This window comes from Marinactinospora rubrisoli (genome assembly GCF_042664915.1).
GTDB classification, from domain to species: Bacteria; Actinomycetota; Actinomycetes; order Streptosporangiales; family Streptosporangiaceae; genus Marinitenerispora; species Marinitenerispora rubrisoli.
Window position 1 is genome coordinate 14,530 of the sequence record NZ_JBHTBH010000020.1, and the last position, 16,430, is coordinate 30,959.

At 70.9% G+C, this 16,430-nt stretch carries 23 protein-coding genes; 12 read left to right on the plus strand and 11 right to left on the minus strand.

Annotated features, from left to right (window positions below):
- Positions 1–56 precede the first annotated feature (56 nt).
- A complete protein-coding gene (locus ACFQRF_RS26825; protein ID WP_379874165.1) occupies positions 57–722 on the minus strand; it encodes a hypothetical protein in 666 nt (221 codons plus the stop codon).
- Between the two features lie 537 nt (positions 723–1,259).
- Entirely contained in the window at positions 1,260–1,883 is a 624-nt protein-coding gene (locus ACFQRF_RS26830; protein WP_379874166.1) for a hypothetical protein, read from the minus strand.
- 323 nt (positions 1,884–2,206) lie between these two features.
- Here ACFQRF_RS26830 and ACFQRF_RS26835 point away from each other — a divergent pair, with 323 nt between their 5' ends.
- The 9 genes from ACFQRF_RS26835 to ACFQRF_RS26875 all read left to right on the plus strand — a co-directional run bounded on the left by ACFQRF_RS26835 (position 2,207) and on the right by ACFQRF_RS26875 (position 8,444).
- Positions 2,207–2,668 carry a type II toxin-antitoxin system prevent-host-death family antitoxin gene (locus ACFQRF_RS26835; RefSeq protein WP_379874168.1) on the plus strand — a complete coding sequence of 154 codons (462 nt, stop codon included), beginning with the start codon at positions 2,207–2,209 and terminating at the stop codon, positions 2,666–2,668.
- Positions 2,668–3,090: a hypothetical protein gene (locus tag ACFQRF_RS26840; RefSeq protein WP_379874169.1), complete on the plus strand. Its 423-nt coding sequence runs from the start codon at positions 2,668–2,670 to the stop codon at positions 3,088–3,090. The genes ACFQRF_RS26835 and ACFQRF_RS26840 overlap by 1 nt, the downstream gene beginning before the upstream one ends.
- Positions 3,087–3,569 carry a hypothetical protein gene (locus ACFQRF_RS26845; RefSeq protein WP_379874171.1) on the plus strand — a complete coding sequence of 161 codons (483 nt, stop codon included), beginning with the start codon at positions 3,087–3,089 and terminating at the stop codon, positions 3,567–3,569. The genes ACFQRF_RS26840 and ACFQRF_RS26845 overlap by 4 nt, the downstream gene beginning before the upstream one ends.
- Before the next feature lie 155 nt (positions 3,570–3,724).
- Complete coding sequence (locus ACFQRF_RS26850) at positions 3,725–4,219, plus strand: type II toxin-antitoxin system prevent-host-death family antitoxin (RefSeq protein WP_379874172.1); 495 nt, start codon at positions 3,725–3,727, stop codon at positions 4,217–4,219.
- Positions 4,216–4,569, plus strand: a complete 354-nt coding sequence (locus ACFQRF_RS26855) for a hypothetical protein (RefSeq protein ID WP_379874174.1) — start codon at positions 4,216–4,218, stop codon at positions 4,567–4,569. The genes ACFQRF_RS26850 and ACFQRF_RS26855 overlap by 4 nt, the downstream gene beginning before the upstream one ends.
- Positions 4,524–5,780 carry a phosphoadenosine phosphosulfate reductase gene (locus tag ACFQRF_RS26860; RefSeq protein ID WP_379874175.1) on the plus strand — a complete coding sequence of 419 codons (1,257 nt, stop codon included), beginning with the start codon at positions 4,524–4,526 and terminating at the stop codon, positions 5,778–5,780. Before ACFQRF_RS26855 ends, ACFQRF_RS26860 begins: the two co-directional genes overlap by 46 nt.
- The gene (locus tag ACFQRF_RS26865; protein WP_379874177.1) at positions 5,777–6,193 is read left to right on the plus strand and encodes a hypothetical protein; all 417 of its coding nucleotides are present in this window, start codon (positions 5,777–5,779) and stop codon (positions 6,191–6,193) included. The genes ACFQRF_RS26860 and ACFQRF_RS26865 overlap by 4 nt, the downstream gene beginning before the upstream one ends.
- The gene (locus ACFQRF_RS26870; protein ID WP_379874179.1) at positions 6,190–6,948 is read left to right on the plus strand and encodes an IbrB-like domain-containing protein; all 759 of its coding nucleotides are present in this window, start codon (positions 6,190–6,192) and stop codon (positions 6,946–6,948) included. Before ACFQRF_RS26865 ends, ACFQRF_RS26870 begins: the two co-directional genes overlap by 4 nt.
- Positions 6,945–8,444, plus strand: coding sequence for a hypothetical protein (locus ACFQRF_RS26875; protein ID WP_379874180.1), 1,500 nt, complete (start codon positions 6,945–6,947; stop codon positions 8,442–8,444). Before ACFQRF_RS26870 ends, ACFQRF_RS26875 begins: the two co-directional genes overlap by 4 nt.
- Positions 8,445–8,566: 122 nt before the next feature.
- Here ACFQRF_RS26875 and ACFQRF_RS26880 read toward each other — a convergent pair whose 3' ends face one another.
- The 4 genes from ACFQRF_RS26880 to ACFQRF_RS26895 form a co-directional block, all read right to left on the minus strand.
- Positions 8,567–8,956: a hypothetical protein gene (locus ACFQRF_RS26880; protein WP_379874182.1), complete on the minus strand. Its 390-nt coding sequence runs from the start codon at positions 8,954–8,956 to the stop codon at positions 8,567–8,569.
- A gap of 34 nt (positions 8,957–8,990) precedes the next feature.
- Entirely contained in the window at positions 8,991–9,137 is a 147-nt protein-coding gene (locus ACFQRF_RS26885; protein WP_379874183.1) for a hypothetical protein, read from the minus strand.
- A gap of 198 nt (positions 9,138–9,335) precedes the next feature.
- Positions 9,336–9,635: a hypothetical protein gene (locus ACFQRF_RS26890; RefSeq protein WP_379874185.1), complete on the minus strand. Its 300-nt coding sequence runs from the start codon at positions 9,633–9,635 to the stop codon at positions 9,336–9,338.
- Between the two features lie 190 nt (positions 9,636–9,825).
- A complete protein-coding gene (locus ACFQRF_RS26895) occupies positions 9,826–10,470 on the minus strand; it encodes a hypothetical protein (RefSeq protein ID WP_379874186.1) in 645 nt (214 codons plus the stop codon).
- A gap of 140 nt (positions 10,471–10,610) precedes the next feature.
- Between ACFQRF_RS26895 and ACFQRF_RS26900 the strand changes: the two genes are divergently transcribed.
- A complete protein-coding gene (locus ACFQRF_RS26900; RefSeq protein ID WP_379874188.1) occupies positions 10,611–11,219 on the plus strand; it encodes a hypothetical protein in 609 nt (202 codons plus the stop codon).
- A 230-nt stretch (positions 11,220–11,449) separates the two neighbouring features.
- On the opposite strand, the gene ACFQRF_RS26905 is transcribed toward ACFQRF_RS26900, so the two are convergent.
- Both ACFQRF_RS26905 and ACFQRF_RS26910 read right to left on the minus strand, forming a co-directional pair.
- Positions 11,450–12,499: a tyrosine-type recombinase/integrase gene (locus ACFQRF_RS26905; RefSeq protein WP_379874189.1), complete on the minus strand. Its 1,050-nt coding sequence runs from the start codon at positions 12,497–12,499 to the stop codon at positions 11,450–11,452.
- Positions 12,500–12,668: 169 nt separating this feature from the next.
- Positions 12,669–12,998: a hypothetical protein gene (locus tag ACFQRF_RS26910; RefSeq protein ID WP_379874191.1), complete on the minus strand. Its 330-nt coding sequence runs from the start codon at positions 12,996–12,998 to the stop codon at positions 12,669–12,671.
- A gap of 559 nt (positions 12,999–13,557) precedes the next feature.
- Between ACFQRF_RS26910 and ACFQRF_RS26915 the strand changes: the two genes are divergently transcribed.
- Both ACFQRF_RS26915 and ACFQRF_RS26920 read left to right on the plus strand, forming a co-directional pair.
- Positions 13,558–14,580 carry a ParA family protein gene (locus tag ACFQRF_RS26915; RefSeq protein WP_379874192.1) on the plus strand — a complete coding sequence of 341 codons (1,023 nt, stop codon included), beginning with the start codon at positions 13,558–13,560 and terminating at the stop codon, positions 14,578–14,580.
- A 3-nt stretch (positions 14,581–14,583) separates the two neighbouring features.
- Complete coding sequence (locus tag ACFQRF_RS26920) at positions 14,584–15,174, plus strand: hypothetical protein (RefSeq protein ID WP_379874194.1); 591 nt, start codon at positions 14,584–14,586, stop codon at positions 15,172–15,174.
- Between the two features lie 326 nt (positions 15,175–15,500).
- On the opposite strand, the gene ACFQRF_RS26925 is transcribed toward ACFQRF_RS26920, so the two are convergent.
- From ACFQRF_RS26925 to ACFQRF_RS26935, 3 genes are all read right to left on the minus strand, one after another.
- Entirely contained in the window at positions 15,501–15,776 is a 276-nt protein-coding gene (locus tag ACFQRF_RS26925) for a 3'-5' exonuclease family protein (RefSeq protein WP_379874195.1), read from the minus strand.
- Positions 15,773–15,922 (minus strand): hypothetical protein, encoded by a 150-nt coding sequence (locus ACFQRF_RS26930; protein WP_379874197.1) that lies wholly within the window; start codon positions 15,920–15,922, stop codon positions 15,773–15,775. Before ACFQRF_RS26930 ends, ACFQRF_RS26925 begins: the two co-directional genes overlap by 4 nt.
- Before the next feature lie 87 nt (positions 15,923–16,009).
- Positions 16,010–16,279 (minus strand): hypothetical protein, encoded by a 270-nt coding sequence (locus ACFQRF_RS26935; RefSeq protein WP_379874198.1) that lies wholly within the window; start codon positions 16,277–16,279, stop codon positions 16,010–16,012.
- Positions 16,280–16,430 lie beyond the last annotated feature (151 nt).

Below are 16,430 nucleotides of genomic sequence, written 5' to 3' on the forward strand. Positions count from 1 at the left end.
ACCAGGCCGTCCTTCCCGTCGGGCCCGGCCGCGCGACAGGGGCGGCGCCACGGGGGTCACTCGGCAGCGACCGGTGGCACCACGGCGGCGGTGCCCAGGCGGAATGGCCCGCCCTGCCGGCATGCGGCCTCTACCGCTTCGCGTACCGCCCCCAGGACCGTGTTTTCGGCGTGGCCGCGGTCCGGGGCGTGGGTCCAGGCGTCCACGATCACCCCGCGGCCCCGGACGTCCCACACGACGGTGGCCGACTCCAGGCGCCCACCACCGCAGGCATGCTCCAGCGCCTCGGCCACGCGGGGCCGCAGATCGTGCAGCTCGTCATCGCTGCCGGCCCCTGACAGGTCCACCTCGATGACCACGTTGTGCATGTCGCCGGTGTCGCGGCCGGTGTGGTCCAGCCACCACCGCAGCGTGGCGGCCACGCGTTCGTAGTACTCGGCGTCACGCACGGCCTGCGCGAACGCCGGATCGCTGGTCGGTGCAACGTAGGGGTTTGCCTCGGTGTCCATGTCAAGGCGCATTTCCGCGACGTCGGCCTGGACCTGGCGCGCCAGCTCGGTGTAGTGGGCGAGGCAGGCGGCGATCTCCGGCCGGGTGAGGGAGCGGTCCGCCCGCCACCGGCTTCGCTCCTCGGCCGAGTCCGGGGGCAGCCAGTGAGCGACAGCGCGGTAGAGGTCGTAGTCCTCGGGTGCCGGGTAGCGCGGCTCGGTCTCGGGGGTCATGCGGCTCCTCACAGGTCGGGGGTTGTTGTGATCGTAGGGCGGCCCGCGAAGCCGGACCGGCCGCTTGAGGGTGGGGTGACCGCAGGCGGCCACCCCTGCTGGGGTCGTGCGGCCGCGCGTGCGGCGAGGTCGGCGTCCGTGAGACCAGACCGGCCGGCCGGGACGATGCGCACGCCGCGCGCCGCCACCCTGGCGTGGGCGGGCCTGACCACGTAGGCGGCCGGGTCTCACCGGCCACGCCGCACTCGCCGCCGTGGGTGCCGCAACGTCCCCCTCTGCCACTCGGCAGAGGGGGACGCCTTGTTCGTGGGCGGCCGATTAGAGGATCGGCGGCTTTGCGGGAAGCTACGATGGGCGGCGCCGGTCCCGCCCAGCGCTCATGGGCGGGACTCGCGTAGGATCCGCCGCCGAAGCTCGGGCAGGTTTGTCCTTGCGGGCCCGGTAGCGCTGGTAGGTCACCCAGCTAGCATGGGGACGGCGTCCCCGCCCACTACGCCTGGGCGGGGACGCCGCAGCGGCTCGGGGCCTTGGCGGCGTCTACTTACTGAGCGCCTCGCGCAGCTTCTGCTCGCACACGCCGAGCTCCATGTGCAGATCGTCGATGAGGGCCTGCAGCAGCCCGTTCGTGCGGTTGACCTCGTCAGCCTTGAGCTGTTCGGCCATGAGGCGCCGGAGCGCCTCGGCGCGGTCCGTGATCCCGCGCCCCTCGCCGTAGCGCTCCAGGGCCGCAATCAGGTTTGCGGGTACCCGCACCTCGATCTTCTCTCCTTCGTCTCCACGCGAGTCGACGTGGGCCCGCCGCCCCCACGCGCGGCAGCCGATCACACGCTCAGCTTCGTCGCGGACTAGTTCTGACGGCGTCACCACGTCGTCCCTGTCCGGCAGCCGTGACGCCACCATCCCCGACACGACGAGGAGGGTGCCCGGCTCCGGGTCGGGCATCTCGCGCCGCTCGCCGTCGACCGCGACATAGACGTCGCCGAAGCGCTGGGTCAGCAACCGCGCGGGCCCGTGGTCGGTGTGGACGATCTCCTCGCTGTCGGTGTGGGCCACGCGGGCCACCATCCCGCTGGGTTCATACGTGGCGACGACGACTTCCTCGCCGTCCTCGCCGGGTCCGTACATGCTGAGCCGGTGGGAGGTCATGTTGACGATCTTCACGGTTCTCCTTAGTTCGGTCTTGGAGCTACTCCGGCGCCACGATGACCAGGCCGGGCACCTCCTGAGCGGCGCGAGCGACCACGCGGCGGTACCACGCAGCCGGCCACGGCCGGGTTGGGTTCGTGCTGCCGGGGCGTCGAGGTCGTAGTCGACGAGGGTGGCGGGGACCTGGGCGGCGAGATGCTGGCGGTTCATCCGAGCTCCCCTTGGCGTTGACATCAATCTAAACCTGTACGGCCCCGTACCACGGTTCATCACCATCTCTGGGAAGAAACCCAACCTTTCTTGCATCAGCATACCGTACGGCGCCGTACTATGGGTGTGTGACGAAGAAGAGTGTGAGCGTGCCCAGTGAGGAGGCGCGGGCCCGGCTCGGCGTGCTGGCCGCGCGGGTCCACGACGAGGGCGTGATCGTGGAGGTGACGGTGGACGGCGCACCGGCCGGTGCGCTGGTGCCGCTGAAAACGCTCATCGAGACCGGCCTGCAGCTGGCCGGGGTGTGGAAGGTGTCGCAGGCGCGCCAGCAGTGGGTGCGCGTGCGCCGCGAGGCGGCGCGGCTCGGGCCGCAGGCGATCGTGCGCAACGGGGAACTGGTCGCGGTGCTGGTCTCCGCTGCGCACGCCCACGCGGTGGAGCACGGGCTGCCGGTGGTGGAGGGCGACGTGTGCTGGGACGGCCGCACCATGACGGTGGGCGGCCGGCCGGTGGCCCCGGGCACCTACCAGGTCAAGGGAGGCGGCCTGCTGTACGTGGCGCCGCCGCAGGACGAAGAGGAGGAGCTGTGATGATGAAGGACCGTGTCGAGGTGCTGGTCGGCGAGCGTGGGGAGCCGCGTCCGGCGGTGGTGCGCGCGCTGCTCGATGTCGGCGGGAGACGCCCGGATCCGGTGGGGCTGACGCCGGTGGTGCGGGCCGTGGTGGCGTGGATCGCCGAGCCGGAGCAGGCCGAGGTGCGGGCGGAGCGCCTCGCGGCCCTCCACCGGGCGTGCGATCGCACGCCCAGCCTGCTCGGGCCGCTGCTGGAGGCCCTGCCCGAGCCGCCGGCGCGGGTGGATCCCGCGCTGCTCAGCGGCTCTGATGAGGAGGACGAGGACCGGGAGCTGCCCGGGTGGCGGCTGCGCAGCGAGCTGTGGTTCACCGCGCTCGCGGAGCTGCGGCGTCTGGGCGTGGGCCTGCAGGTCGGCCCCGGGGCCGGGGAGTGTTCGTGATCCACACCGAGGTGTTCACCATTCCGGCGCGGCTGAGCGGGCTGGGCTACGCCACGCCGGTGCTGGCGGTGGCCGCTGACACGGCCGAGGAGACCGCCGGTCTCCCGCTGATCACCTCGGCGCACCGGATCGACGACGAGGTGATGGCCTACTGCCACGCCGCTGCGGTGCTCGGCCCGATCGCGGTGCCGCGGCCGTGGGTGGAGGTGGTGGAAGGCGAGTACGACCGGCGAGCCAAGATCGCGCTGCTGCGCGAGCCGGTGCCGCGCGAGGTCGAGGCCGGCGACGCCGAACTCGCCGCGGAGCTGGGCGGGCGGGACGTGCCCGCGTGGGCGGGCCGGCTCGTGGCCGGCCGCCTGCACGCGGCCCTGCGCGACGTTGCGGTCAGCGCGGGCCGTGGCGTGATGGACCTGATGATGGACCCGACGGCGCCGACGACGTATCCGGAGTGGGCGGAGCAGATTCTCCGCGAGACGTAGCCGGACGCGGCGGCGTGCACCGGCGGCTCCGACCTGCGTCAGGGTCGGGGCCGCCGTGCTGTCCGGGGGGGTGCGGGGCCGGACTGCCTTGCCTCGATGTGTACGGCCCTGTAATCTTGATGATTACAGAGCCGTACACACTAGGAGGTGGGGATGTGACGAGATCAGTTCCGTCGGAGGAGGCGCGGGCCCGGCTCGGCGACCTCGTCGATGAGGTCCAGACCCGGCGCGTGACGGTCGCCATCACGGTGCAGGGAGTCCTCGACGGCGCGCTCGTCGGCGTGGAGGCCGCGCGCCGCGCCGGGCTGAGGCCGGCCGGCCGGGTCGGGATCCGCCAGGGCCGCGAGAGCTGGGCCGCGCTGCGCCGGGCCGCCGAGCAGGTGGGGCCGCAGACCATCACCCGGCACGGCCGGGACGCGGCGCTGCTCGTCTCGGCCGCGCACGCCCGTGACGTGGCCACCGGCCTGCCCGTGGTGCCCGCCCGCGAGCTGTCCTGGGACGGCGCGGCGCTCACCGATGAGCACGCCCGGCCGATCCCGCCGGGGCGCTACCTCGTGCCCGGCGGCCGTCTCACGGCGGCACCGGAATCGTCGGCGCCGTCTGATACCACCCCGGCACAGGGCGTGACGATCGATGGGGAGGCGTCGTGATCAAGGCTCTATGGTCCGCCGAGGCGATCGGCGGGATGAGCGACAGCGTGCGGCGGCCGTGGGTCGCCGAGATCACCGGCCTGAGCGCCCGGTATGGGCTGCAACGCGAGTTCCTCAAGGCGCGTGTGGACTACACCGGCGCCAACTCGCGTGGCACCCGCGGCGTGAAGTGCTGGTGGACGCTGGAGCACGGCCGCTACTACCAGGTGCGGCTCTTTTACTCCTGGGGTGATGAGGAGCGGTGCTTCGTCACCGTCGACGCCGACGGCGACGTGATCGAGGTGGAGCAGGAGGAGGTGGAGAGGTGGATCCGCGACCGGCTCGGCGTGGACTCGGCGTCGACGTCCTGACCGCCGCGAAGACGCGTATCAGCCGCGTCTTCGACGACTTCGCCAGGGTGTACGTCTCCTTCTCCGGTGGCAAGGACTCCGGGGTGCTGCTGGAGCTGGCCGCCCAGGAGGCGCGCCGCCGCGGCCGGCGCATCGGCGTCCTGTTCGTCGATTTGGAGGCCCAGTACGCCTACACGGTCGGCTACATCCAGCAGATGCTGGACCGGCACGCCGACGTGGCCGACCCGTACTGGGTGGCGCTGCCGCTCAACCTGCGCAACGCGGTCAGCCAGTTCGAGCCGCAGTGGATGTGCTGGGAGCCCGGCCGCGAACAGGACTGGGTGCGGCCGCGGCCGCAGTGGCAAGGAGCGACCCCGGCGCGCGGCGGCGTCATCACCGATGAGGGGTACTTCCCCTTCTTCCGCCGCGGCATGGAGTTCGAGGAGTTCACTCCCGAATTCGGCGACTGGTACAGCGACGGCAAGCTCACCGCGTGCCTGGTCGGCATCCGCACCCAGGAGTCGCTCAACCGGTGGCGCACCATCGCCTCGCAGCGCAAGCGCCGCCACGAGGACTGGGCGTGGACCACCTGGATCGCCGACACGACGGTCTACAACGCCTACCCCCTCTATGACTGGAAGACCGAGGACATCTGGAGGTTCTACGGCAAGACCAAGACGCCGTACAACCAGCTGTACGACCGGATGCACCAGGCCGGGCTAACGATCCACCAGGCGCGGATCTGCCAGCCCTACGGCGACGACCAGCGCAAAGGGCTGTGGCTGTACCACGTCATCGAACCGCACACCTGGTCGCGGGTGGTGGCGCGGGTCAACGGCGCGAACTTCGGCGCGATCTATGCGCGCGAGTCCGGCAACGTACTGGGCCGCATCAAGATCGCCAAGCCGGACGGCCTCACGTGGGAGGAGTTCGCGCACCGGCTGCTCGCCTCTATGCCGGCGGAGACCGCCGAGCATTACCGCGACAAGATCAGCGGGTTCCTGCACTGGTACGAGACGCGCGGCTACCCGGGCGGCTCCATCCCGGACGAAGGACCAGCCAGCGACAAGCGGGTCCCGTCCTGGACGCGGATCTGCAAGGTGCTGCTCTCCAACGACTACTGGTGCAAGGGCATGAGCTTCTCCCCGCAGAACCGCTACGCCCAAGCCCAGTACAAAGCGCTGCAGCGGCGGCGCCGCGCCGAGTGGAACTACTTCGGGGAGGCCCGATGAGCGTGACCCTGGTCGAGCTGACCAACACCGACCACACGTTCTACCCGACCCTCGGCCCGTTCCTGGCACGGCGCGAGGTGCACGCCTACCTCGGCGGCAACGTGTGGGACGACGACGCCAAAACCTGGATCGTCGCACGCCACCGCCGCCGGACGGTGGGGTTCGTCGCGGTGGCGGCGCGCGGACGACGCTGGCTGGTGGAGAGCCTCTACATCACCCCGGACGCCCCGCAGGGCACGGGCGAGGCGCTGGCCGCGGCGGCGGTGGCCCGGTGCGGACCGGCCGAGCTCCACGCGATCGCCCGCCACGCCCACGCCGGCCCCTACCTCGCGGTCGGCTTCACGATCACCAGCCAGACCAAGGAGTTCGCCCGCATGACCCGTCCCGCCCAGCAGAAGGAGGTCGAGAAGTGAGCGAGGAACAGCAGCTGGACCTGCTCTGCCAGGACATCCTGGCCGCCGCCGAGGAGGTGTTCGCCCGGCTGGCCGACCTGGACGACGACGCCCGCATCGACGTCATCAACGCCCTGCGCGCCCGGCTGTCCGAGCACTCGCCGATGCGCGGCGAGCCGGTCGACTGCGTGCAGTGGGTACGCGCCGAGAAGGTGCAGGCCAACGACTACAACCCCAACATCGTCGCGCCGCCCGAAATGAAGCTGCTGGAGAAGTCGATCACCGACGACGGCTACACCCAGCCGATCGTCGGCTGGCCGATCGCGGACGGCCACATCGAGGTCGTCGACGGGTTCCACCGCCACCGCGTCGGCAAGGAGTCCAAGAAGGTCGCCAAGCGGGTGCGGGGCCGACTGCCGGTCGCGCTCATCCAGCCCGAGCGCAGCGAGCGCTCCGACCGGATGGCCGCCACCATCCGCCACAACCGCGCCCGTGGCGTGCACACCGTTGACGGCATGAGCGAGATCGTGCTCGACCTGGCCCGACGCGGCAAGACCGACGCCTGGATCGGCGAGCACCTCGGCATGGACGCCGACGAGGTCCTGCGCCTGCGGCAAACCCAGGGGCTGGCCGAATTGTTCGCCGACGAGGAGTTCTCCGAGGCGTGGGAGGTCAGCTACGACCCCGAGGCCACAGGGGTGCAGGTGCCCGACTCCCCGGCCGGCCTGGACGACCCGTTCACCGGCCCCGACGACCCCCAAGGAGACGGCCGATGAGGACCACCACGACGCCCGCGACCGCGCGGGTGGCCATCCCCGCCCAGATCCCGGGACGCAAGTGCTGGGCGAAGGCGCTTGGCGCCATCGACCTGCACGGCCGCGGCGGCCACGCCGTCGAGGGGCCGTGGCTGGACCGCGGCGGCCTCTACGACCTGCGCCCCGGCCTGCTGCTGCTCACCGTCGAACGCCGCCAAGGCGAGGACGACCGCGCGCTGACCGCCACCCTGTGGCGGGTCGACCCGCACGTTGAGGGCGGCCTCGACCTCGTCAAGACCTGGCGTAACAAGTCCGGCCGGATCGGGCCGCAGATCATCAAGGGGCTGCACACCCACCTGTCCAAGGCGCGGAGCCGCAAACGCAACCCCGCCCCCTACCCCCTGCGCGAGTACACGCCCGTCAATCCGAAGCCGCGCCGCAACAAGTACACGCGGCGCTGCTACCGGTGCGGCACCACCGTCGCAGCGGGCACGGGGCTCATCTCCCGCGACGAGCGCGGCTACCGGGCCGAGCACGAGGTGTGCCCGCCGCCCGTCAACCGCTACGCCGGGCACTGCCTGCACTGCACCGGCTGGATCGAGGCAGGGCAGGGCATCCTCCTCCCCACCGGCCCCACCGAGGACGACCTGCTCGCCCGCGCGGTCGCGTTCAGCCAGGGAGAGATCCTGGAGACGCCCCAGAGGTGGCGACCCGCCCACGACGGCGCCTGCCCGGCCGTGCCCGCCCCGCGGCCCGACCCCCAGACCAACCGGTGGGCCGGGCCGTGCGAACTGTGCTGGCAGATCATCGGTCCCGGCCGCGGCGCGCTGAAAGGCCCGCGCGGCGACCGCCACCTCATCCACCCCGACCGGTGCCCGGACAACCCCCTCAACCCCGACGGCGCGCCGACCTGGGTGGTGCACGAGCGCACCCTCGGCGACGCCCCGGTCTCCTATGACTACCCGGCCGGCACCATCGCCCGGGTGACGCTGGAGCACGGGCCCGGCGAGGGGCCGGGCTGGCGCGAGCTGCCCGAGGGCCGCGTCTCGGTGATCGGCGTCGTGATCGCCGCGCTCAGGCGCCGCCACCTGGATGGGCACGGCCGCGACGGCGAGACGGTGACCACGCTGTGGCGGGTCGCGTCCCCGGCCGAGGCCGAACGGGTCCTGGAGCTGGAGGCGCGCCGCTGGGCGGCCACCGCCGTGGCCGCACGCGCCCGTGAGCTGCTCGCGCTGCTGCCCGGCGCCCGCCCCGCCGACGCCGTACACCCGCCGGCCGAGCAGCTGGAGGACACGGCCCTGGTCGGGCTGGCGCAGGTGTGGCTGCCCCGCGGCGCCGCCCGCCCCGAGACCCGCGTCCACGTGGACGAGGCGAACGCGCTGGTGTGGACGGTGGTGCACAACAGCGCCGACGGTGACGACTGGGCGCTCAGCAACTGGGGCGGCTACATCGCCACCGCCCACCCGCTCACCGAGCAGCGCCGCCAACTGCTCGATGATCTGCGCGACCTGCAATAGCGGCTGTGAACACCCGGGTGCGGACCCGCCCAAGTGTGGTGGGCGGGTCCGCACCAGGAACTGTAGCGGCGGCCTCGCGCGCGGGCAGAGTCGAGCGCCCCGTATCCGCCGAGGATGCGGGGTCAGCCGCTCAGGAAGTGTGTCGGCAGGTGCGGCCCCACCGCCGCGAGATCCTCCAGCCGCCGCTCGATCGCCCGCGCCGACGTGGCCGTGTCCACGGGCACCTGCAGGGCCCGGACGAGCGCGACGTCGTCCTCCGGCAGCAGGCCGGCCAGGAGATCGGCCGGGATGGCCGCGGACATCGACAGCGGCCCGCGCTCGTCCCGGCCGCGCGCCGTCTGCACCGCGCGCCAGTACACCCACGCCACCCGGCCGGCCGCGCGCGGGTGCTCGGTCAGCGCCGGGCACGCGGTCAGGACCGTTCCCGGGAGAAGGTGGCTCACCCACGCCGCGGCGCGGCGCCGCCACGACGGATCACTCGGCAGCGGCAGCCCCAGCGGCCAACTCGCCATGCCTCCTCCTCCCGGCCGGGAGGGGGCCGGCCGGCTACTCGCCCACCATGATGCGCACCCACCGCCCCCACACCGGGTCGGCGGTGAGCGTGTCGGCGACGATCTCCACGCGGTCCTCACGCGGCAGCGCGGCCCACAGCGCTCGCGCCCACACCTCGTCCTCGCCCGGCTCGTCGTCCATGATCCCGGTATACCCGAACGCCCCGCCACCAGTGTGAACAGCCAGGGAGGTCGCGGCCAGGCAGCCCCGCGCACGTGGGGGAAACGCAACGCCCCCCGCGTCGCTACGGAGGCGAGGGGCGTTGCGCCGTCCGTCACCTCACGGCGGGCCCGCGACCGCGTTCAGGGCCGCGTGCCCGACCGCGTCGGGACGGCGCCTTCACCGCTGGCGCGCGCCCGCCGGGATGATGCGGACCGTGTAGCAGGGGTGGTCCTCGTGGATCCAGAACTCCTCAATGTCCTGGGTGCCAAGCACTTCCGCGCGCCCGGGCGGCAGCAGCCCGGCGGCCTGGAAGCGGGCCACGGCATCCTCGATGCCGTCACCGTCCCGGTACTCAACCGAGCACCAGAAGGCTCCCGCGCCGTCGTCGATGCCCCACGAGGGCACCGGCGCCCCGCCCAGCGCGATCTCCCGCCCGTTGGAGGCGATGACCTCCACGACCACCGGCTCACCGGTCACGCCCGCCATATCCGTCCCCTGCCCCGCGGCGCGCGCCCTGCGACCTCGCAGGGGCCGGCATGGGGACACCTTGACCTCGGTGGTGACTATAGGAGCCACGATGCTCATATCCTTTCCTTGATCGACGGCTCTTTCGATCGCCCGGCCCGGGAGGCGTGCGCCCGCCTTCCCGGGCCCTCTGACGGGTCCTTCAGTGGCCGTTCGCCCGCGCGGCGTTGGCGCGCCGCTTGTCGAGGGAGACCCGCGCGGCGGTGAGTTCCCGCTCGGCCCGCAGCAGCCGCGCCCGGGCGGCGGCGACCCGCTGGCCGGGGTCGAGGCGCCGGTGGGGGAGAGCGGCCAGGCGCTGGAGATAGCCGGCCGCGGCGGCGTCCCAGTCGTAGATGTCGGCCGTGCGCGCGTCGCGGATCGCCGCCGCCTGCCGGCTCCCGACGACGTCCAGGGCCGCCTCCTCGCCGCCCATGACGGCGATCTGCCCGGCGGTCCACCCCCGCAGGCAGGGTTCGGGTGCGGCCGCGAGCCGCTCCTCCACCGGGATCACCGGTGGCGCGGGCAGCGCCACCGCGTGCGCGATGCGGTGGGTCAGGATCTCCCCGTCACGCGCGTCGTCGTGGACGTAGTCGACGTCGTACCAGGCGCCGGCGTGCGCGGGCCGGGAACATCCGCATCCCCGTCCGCCGTGGATCTCGCCGCAGCGCGCGGTGATGCGCAGATACGCCTCGTTGCCCGGCGGCGTGCGCTCCAGTGCCCACGGGATCAGGCGCCCGAGGGCGGTGACGAGCAGGCGGGTGGGCACCCCGCCGTCGTATCCGTGCACGCGCAGTACGTGATCCATCATGCTGTCCTTTCAGAGGGGGTCGCCCCGCCGTGGCGGGGCGGGCTGTCCGCCCGACACCACCCATTCAAGCCTAGGCTTGACAGAATTTCAAGCCTAGGCTTGAATATGGTTCGTCGACCACGACCGAGAAAGGGCGCACCATGACCGACTGGATCAGGACGATCCGCCGTGAGGAAGAGCGTCAGATCCGCCAGCGCGCGTCGAGCGCGAACCGGCGGGCCGCGGCCATCGAGGAAGGCCAGCGGATCCTCGGCTCCTACCGGGCGGTCGCCGAGGAGCTCGGCGTCTCCCCGCAGGCCGTCACCGACGCCCGCCAGAACGCGGAGCGGCGAACGCGCCACGAACCCATGGCGGACTACCTCGAACTCGACCTCCCCCAGATGGGAGCGGCCGTGCCGACCGAGCAGGAGTGGCTGGCCCTGCCCGAAGACGAGCGGCCGGCCGCGGCCCGCCAGGCCGCAATGGCCTGGAAACTCATCTGGATATTCGCCCTGCGCACCGCCGAGGACTGCCACCTGCTCGCCGAGAAGGTCGCCGAGCTCGGCAACGCGCATCACGGCGACCGTGCCGCCCTGCGTGAGGCGATGCGCGAAACCCTTCCGGAGTGGGGCAAGCACCTGCTCACCGAGGACGACCACCTGGTGCTGATGCACCTGATGGCCGACCTGAGCAAAGCCTTCGGCGCCACACGCGAGACAGCGCTGAAGGAGCACGAGATCTGGCAGGACCGCGCCGACGGACCAGCGTAGAGGGCGAAAGAGCTGGGCCGTGCGTGGAGCGCAGCCGGCGTCGAGGCACGAGGAGCACCCGCACGCCGACCTGCCCGTCCTGCACCGCCCCTCGTGAACACCTGGTCCGGACGCCGGAGCGGCCGGTCTGCCCTGAACCACCGGCCGCGCCGGCGTTGGCCGCGCCCGCACCGGGTGCGGCTTACCCCAGGACGGCGGACGCCACCGACTCGCCCTTCTGACTCGGGCTGCTAGAGGCCGATGCCGATGGTGGCGTTGTCGGCGTGGGACCACTCATCAGCGATGCGCAAGTAGCGCATCAGCTCCTTGGAGCCCGGACTCCACCCGCCGATGCGCGCGATCGCGACGATGTCATGGCCGGCCAGCCGCGCGGCGGTGGCCAAGCCCGCGCGCAGGCTGTGCCCGGACAGCTCCGGCACCCCGGCCCGTTCCCCGGCCCGGCGCACGACCTCCCCCGCCGACGCCGGGGACAACCCGGCGCGCTGAACGGCGTCGTGGCGGGTGACGCGGCGGAACGCGGGCCCAGCGTCGACCTGGCCGATGCGCTGCCAGTCCTGCCACGCCCGGGCCGGACAGGTCAGCGCCGAGGACCCGCGCGCGATCGCGACCTGCCGCCCCTGCCCGGTCTTCGACGTGCGCACTCTCACCCGCAGGCCAAGGAGTTCGCCGGCCTCGTCCCGGGCGAGTGCGATGTCATCGGCGTCCAGGCCGGCCAGCTCGCTACGGCGGGCGGCGATCCCGAAACCGATGAGCACCAGGGCGCGGTCGCGGGCCCCCGTCGCGCCCGGCGGGCACGCCGAGCAGATCGCGCGCAGCTGCGCGACCGTCAGGAACGGGGCCTGGCCGCGGCCGACCGGGATCCCTTGCTCGGCGAGCCGCTGGGCGTAGCGGCGTACCTCCTGACGGGCCCGCACGCTGGTACGGGCCGGGACGGTCCGGCCCGCGTGACGCCAGTGGTGCAGCACGCCGGTGATCCGCCGCTCGATCGTGGCGGGCGCGGCATAGCGGCCGTCGCCGGGTTCACGCGCGAGCCACCCGGCGAAAACGACCAACGCGTCGGCGGACACCTCCAGCGGGTCCGCGCCGGTCAGGACGCAGAACCGCGTCCAGTGCCGCCAGTCCTGGGCGAACGCGGCGGCGGTATTGGGGCGGGTGGAGGCTGCGATGATCGCGTCCGCGGCTGCGCGCATCGCCTCGGCGGTCTCCAGCGCCGCCAGGTCCACGCCCGGCTGCCACACCGGCGCCCCGGCAGCGGCCGGGACGATCTCGCCAGCGCTCACCGCGCACCGCCAGCAACACGTGGACGGCGGGCGGGGGTCGGCATGGCCCCGATCCTAGCCACCACCCCCGGGCTGGGACGTCCCCCACGGCCTTGACATCGAAAACCCGCCATGACCACAAGGGACGGAAGCATCGACTGTTGGACGGTGGCGGCCCCGGGGCGGCTGACTACGGCCGCAGCCGCAGCGGCTCTCCCCGCGCGTGGTCGCTCAGGCGACGCGAGATCTCCCGGAGGTGCTCGACCAGGAGTACCATTCCGGCGCCGACGACCACCAGGCACAGCCCCACCCCGTCGGGCCGCAGTGCATTCTGCTCCGGCACCACCGCGTCGATCAGCACCAGGAGCGCCAGCACGCCCAGCCCCAGCAGTGCGGTTCCGAGTCGCCACCACATCCCGCCCCACACCGACTTCGCTTTTCCGGGCGCGTCCCGCGCCGACGAGTCGGGGGGCAGGAGCGGCGGTTCGGCGGGCAGCAGACGTGGCCGGGGAGCAGGCACCGGGGGACCTCCGCTCGTTGGTGATCGTCGTGATGATGCCAGCGATCCCCGACGCCCGCCGAGATGTGCCGGTTTTCAACTCGCCATACGGGATGATATGGCGAGTTGAGTGACGCTGGCCGACCGTGTTCACGACTTCGCCGAGGGGTTGCCGACTCGCCCTCACCGCAGCCGTCAGCGTAAGTCAAGCGGCCTTGCGGCACGTGGCGCGTCGGCGAGCGATCCCACCTGAGCATCAAACCCACAAGGGCATCAGAGGATCGAAGCTCTCAGGTGGCCGCTGAGGCGCGGACGGCCGTTGGCGAGAGTAAGGGGAAGCGAACGGGGGGTGCGCCCACCAGGATGCACCTCAGAGCCAAATAGGTGTCGTCAAGGCGACGAAAACCTTCTTCCAGAGACCGGAGCAGGGACCTCCTTCCACCTCGGCGAAGAAGTAGAACACGTTCTAAAGCATTAGAGGGACCGAAGGAAGGACCACATGATGGACCGATCGAACGTTGGCGGGGGCAGGTGGAGACGCAGATTTGCAACCCCGTCGATGTTCCGGGAAGGAGAGCATGTGGACGTCGATCGTAGGGCCGAGGTGTGGCAGGATGCCGCGCAGGCAACCACGCTCGTACGCGGGCAGGAAGGCGGAAGCGCTGTGATGACTGCCGCTCCGGAGACGGATCGAACGCATCAAGGGGTAGCCCGAATCATATGTTGGGCCAACGACAAGGGGGGCGTCGGCAAGACCTCGTGCACGACCAACTGCGCAGCCCAATTCTCATTCAATGGCTTCAAGGTCCTTATAGTTGACCTGAACAATCAGGGAAACGCGGTTTATGACCTTGGGTGCAAAGACAGCGACATCAACGACCAGGGAGCCAACCTCGCCAAGGCGGTGATGTTCGGAGACGCCCTGGCACCAAGGAAGGTTCCCGGCCGGGAAAATCTGTACATTATTCCGGGCGGCAATCACTTGGCAAATCTGCCATTCAATATCATCAGCAACAAGTCAACTCAAGGCGCGAAAGCCAACCTCGCCTTGAGGAATGCACTATTGCCTATCGCAGGGGAGTTCGATCTGATTTTTATCGACACCCCACCCGAGAACTTGACCATGCTGGACCTGGCGCTCGCGACATCCAGGTGGCTGATGATTCCTACCAGGACCGATGCCGCCAGCATCGGCGGCATGGAACGTGTCGCGCAACGGTTTGTCGAGGCACGCCAGGTCAACCCACACCTCCGCCTGATGGGCGCGGTGCTCTTCGCCACAGGCCGGGGCGCCAAGGCAATCCACGCCAAAGCGTACCGGAAGATCGAACGAGCGTTCGGGGGTAACTCCCCGGCGTTTCGGGCCTTCATTGGTTATTCAGAGGCGCTCGCTCAAGAAGCCCGAAATGACGGAAAGCTGGCACATGAACTGGAGGCCCTAGCCGCAGAGCAGCCCGCATGGTGGAAGGCGCTCAAGGACAGGGCAGATGGAAAAGACATCAAACGGGTTCCGTCGACGGCGACCAATGTCTCCTCTGACTACAGCAACGTGTGCGTGGAGATGATCGACATCATCACCGCCGCCGAAGAGACAGCGAGGTAGTAAATGGCCGAAGATCTCTCGAACATGTTCGGCACCTCAGGTGCCCAAGAAGCCAAGGAAGGCTTTCACAAGCTCCCTAAACGCGCCGAGCCCTCAGAGCCAAGTCCTGGAGTAGTGCAGCCGACTGCTCCGCTCCACGATCCCGACCCTGTGCCGTCTTTCGAAGACGGCTTCGATGACGACTGGGAGGTGAGTGAAGGAGCCGCGGAGGATGACGCGTTCTCCGTCGGCATCTACCTCCTCCCCGAGACCGCTCGGGCCATCACCCAGATGCGGCGTAAGAAGGGAAAGCTCAACGTCGACATCGCTCTCGATGCGATCGACCACGTCCATCGACGTGGCCAGTTGGAGAAACTTCTCGTTCAGAGGCGGAGCGGTCCCCGACGTCCGAAGGACTCGCTGTTCCCTGCTCGGAGGCGGCATCCGCGAGCTACTCGCGGCCAGACACGGAAGCTCTGGAGCTTCCAAGCAACACAGCGAGAGATCGCTGTGCTTGACGAACTAGTGGAGAAGTTCGGAGCTTCGTCTCGAAGCGAACTTGTTTCAGTAGCACTAGAGGCTCGGTACTCCCCAAAGCGGTCGCCGGGCTCCTAAACGAAAGAAGCCCCCGGCTTCGGCCGGGGGCAGGGGCAAGGTCGCGGCTACGGGCGGTTGGTGGCGTGGTAGCCACACACTGGCGTGGGGATGCCGCCCACGCCAGGGACGTAGGTCAGGGCCGGGCTAGTGCAGTACGTACACCTCTCCTGGGCCTGCACGGCGCGACGGATAGCGGTCAGCATGCGTAGCATGGGCTCGCCCTTTTCTGGGAAGAGCCCCGACCGCCAGCCTGGACAGCATCGGTCGGGGCTCGTCGTGTCTCCGGGCCGCCGGTCGGCGGGCCGGGGTTTCGCTGCCGCCCCGCTGAACCGGGGCGGCGGGTCTCACATGGAGGTTGGCGCGGGGTCGTCGGCCGGGGGGATGAGCGGCCAGCGGCCGTCCACGACCGCTGTCGGGTCGCGACGGTCAGCCGGCGCCGAGTACCGCAACCAGGATTGGAATCCGCGCGCCCACTCGGCGCGCCACTGCATCTGCGCGGCGTGCAGCTTCTCCGCGCTCATCCAGGCGACCTCCTCGAACTTCTCCGGAGTGGTGAGGCGGCGGCCGATCCCGGCGATGATCGCGCCCTCGGGGTGGTCGCCGACGTCGTCGCCGATCACGTATCCGGCGACCTGGAGGATGCGGCCGACGCACTGGGCAGTCGCCCCTCCTCATAGACCCAGTCGGCGGTGGACTCCTGGTCGATCCGGCGGGGGTAGCCGGTCTCGGGGTCGATGGATGGGGCGTCTAGCGGCAGTTCCGTCATGTGGGTCCCTTCTGGGGTCGGTGTGGACCGGGCGGTCCCCCCACCGCCCCGCACGCCGGGGTGTGGGGCGGCAGAGGCGCCGGCCGGTCAGGATCGGGTGCGGGAGATCAGCCAGACCGCGGGCTGGTCGGCGCGGGTCGCCACCCAGTCGGCCAGGCCAGCGTCCATTTCGGTGGCGACGCCCCACAGGGCATCAGAGATGTCCACCAGATCGCTGTCGTACTCGCGGTTCAGCCAGTCGACCAAGTCCCCGAAGGCGGGGTCCGCGGTGATCGCCTCCACCAGGTCCGGGCGGGTACCGAAGTGCTTGTTCAGAAGTTCGGTGACGGCCTGCTCGGTGACGCGGGGCAACAGCATGGTTTCTCCATTCGCTAATTACGCTTCGTGTTCGCAACGGTGGGGGTGTCTGTCTAGACGCCCCCACCGCAGTCACCTCCGCGAGCTGGGAAAACTCCCCCTGTTGGGGGTGGGGCTCGCGAGGGTGTCTAGGGTGTCTATTCGCCGGAAT

Bases quoted from the DNA above. Each gene is read 5' to 3' on its own strand.
- ACFQRF_RS26825 (WP_379874165.1), bottom strand. From the start codon at position 722: ATGACCCCCGAGACCGAGCCGCGCTACCCGGCACCCGAGGACTACGAC.
- ACFQRF_RS26840 (WP_379874169.1), top strand. From the start codon at position 2,668: ATGATGAAGGACCGTGTCGAGGTGCTGGTCGGCGAGCGTGGGGAGCCG.
- ACFQRF_RS26865 (WP_379874177.1), top strand. From the start codon at position 5,777: ATGAGCGTGACCCTGGTCGAGCTGACCAACACCGACCACACGTTCTAC.
- ACFQRF_RS26875 (WP_379874180.1), top strand. From the start codon at position 6,945: ATGAGGACCACCACGACGCCCGCGACCGCGCGGGTGGCCATCCCCGCC.
- ACFQRF_RS26880 (WP_379874182.1), bottom strand. From the start codon at position 8,956: ATGGCGAGTTGGCCGCTGGGGCTGCCGCTGCCGAGTGATCCGTCGTGG.
- ACFQRF_RS26885 (WP_379874183.1), bottom strand. From the start codon at position 9,137: ATGGACGACGAGCCGGGCGAGGACGAGGTGTGGGCGCGAGCGCTGTGG.
- ACFQRF_RS26895 (WP_379874186.1), bottom strand. From the start codon at position 10,470: ATGATGGATCACGTACTGCGCGTGCACGGATACGACGGCGGGGTGCCC.
- ACFQRF_RS26900 (WP_379874188.1), top strand. From the start codon at position 10,611: ATGACCGACTGGATCAGGACGATCCGCCGTGAGGAAGAGCGTCAGATC.
- ACFQRF_RS26920 (WP_379874194.1), top strand. From the start codon at position 14,584: ATGGCCGAAGATCTCTCGAACATGTTCGGCACCTCAGGTGCCCAAGAA.
- ACFQRF_RS26930 (WP_379874197.1), bottom strand. From the start codon at position 15,922: ATGACGGAACTGCCGCTAGACGCCCCATCCATCGACCCCGAGACCGGC.
- ACFQRF_RS26935 (WP_379874198.1), bottom strand. From the start codon at position 16,279: ATGCTGTTGCCCCGCGTCACCGAGCAGGCCGTCACCGAACTTCTGAAC.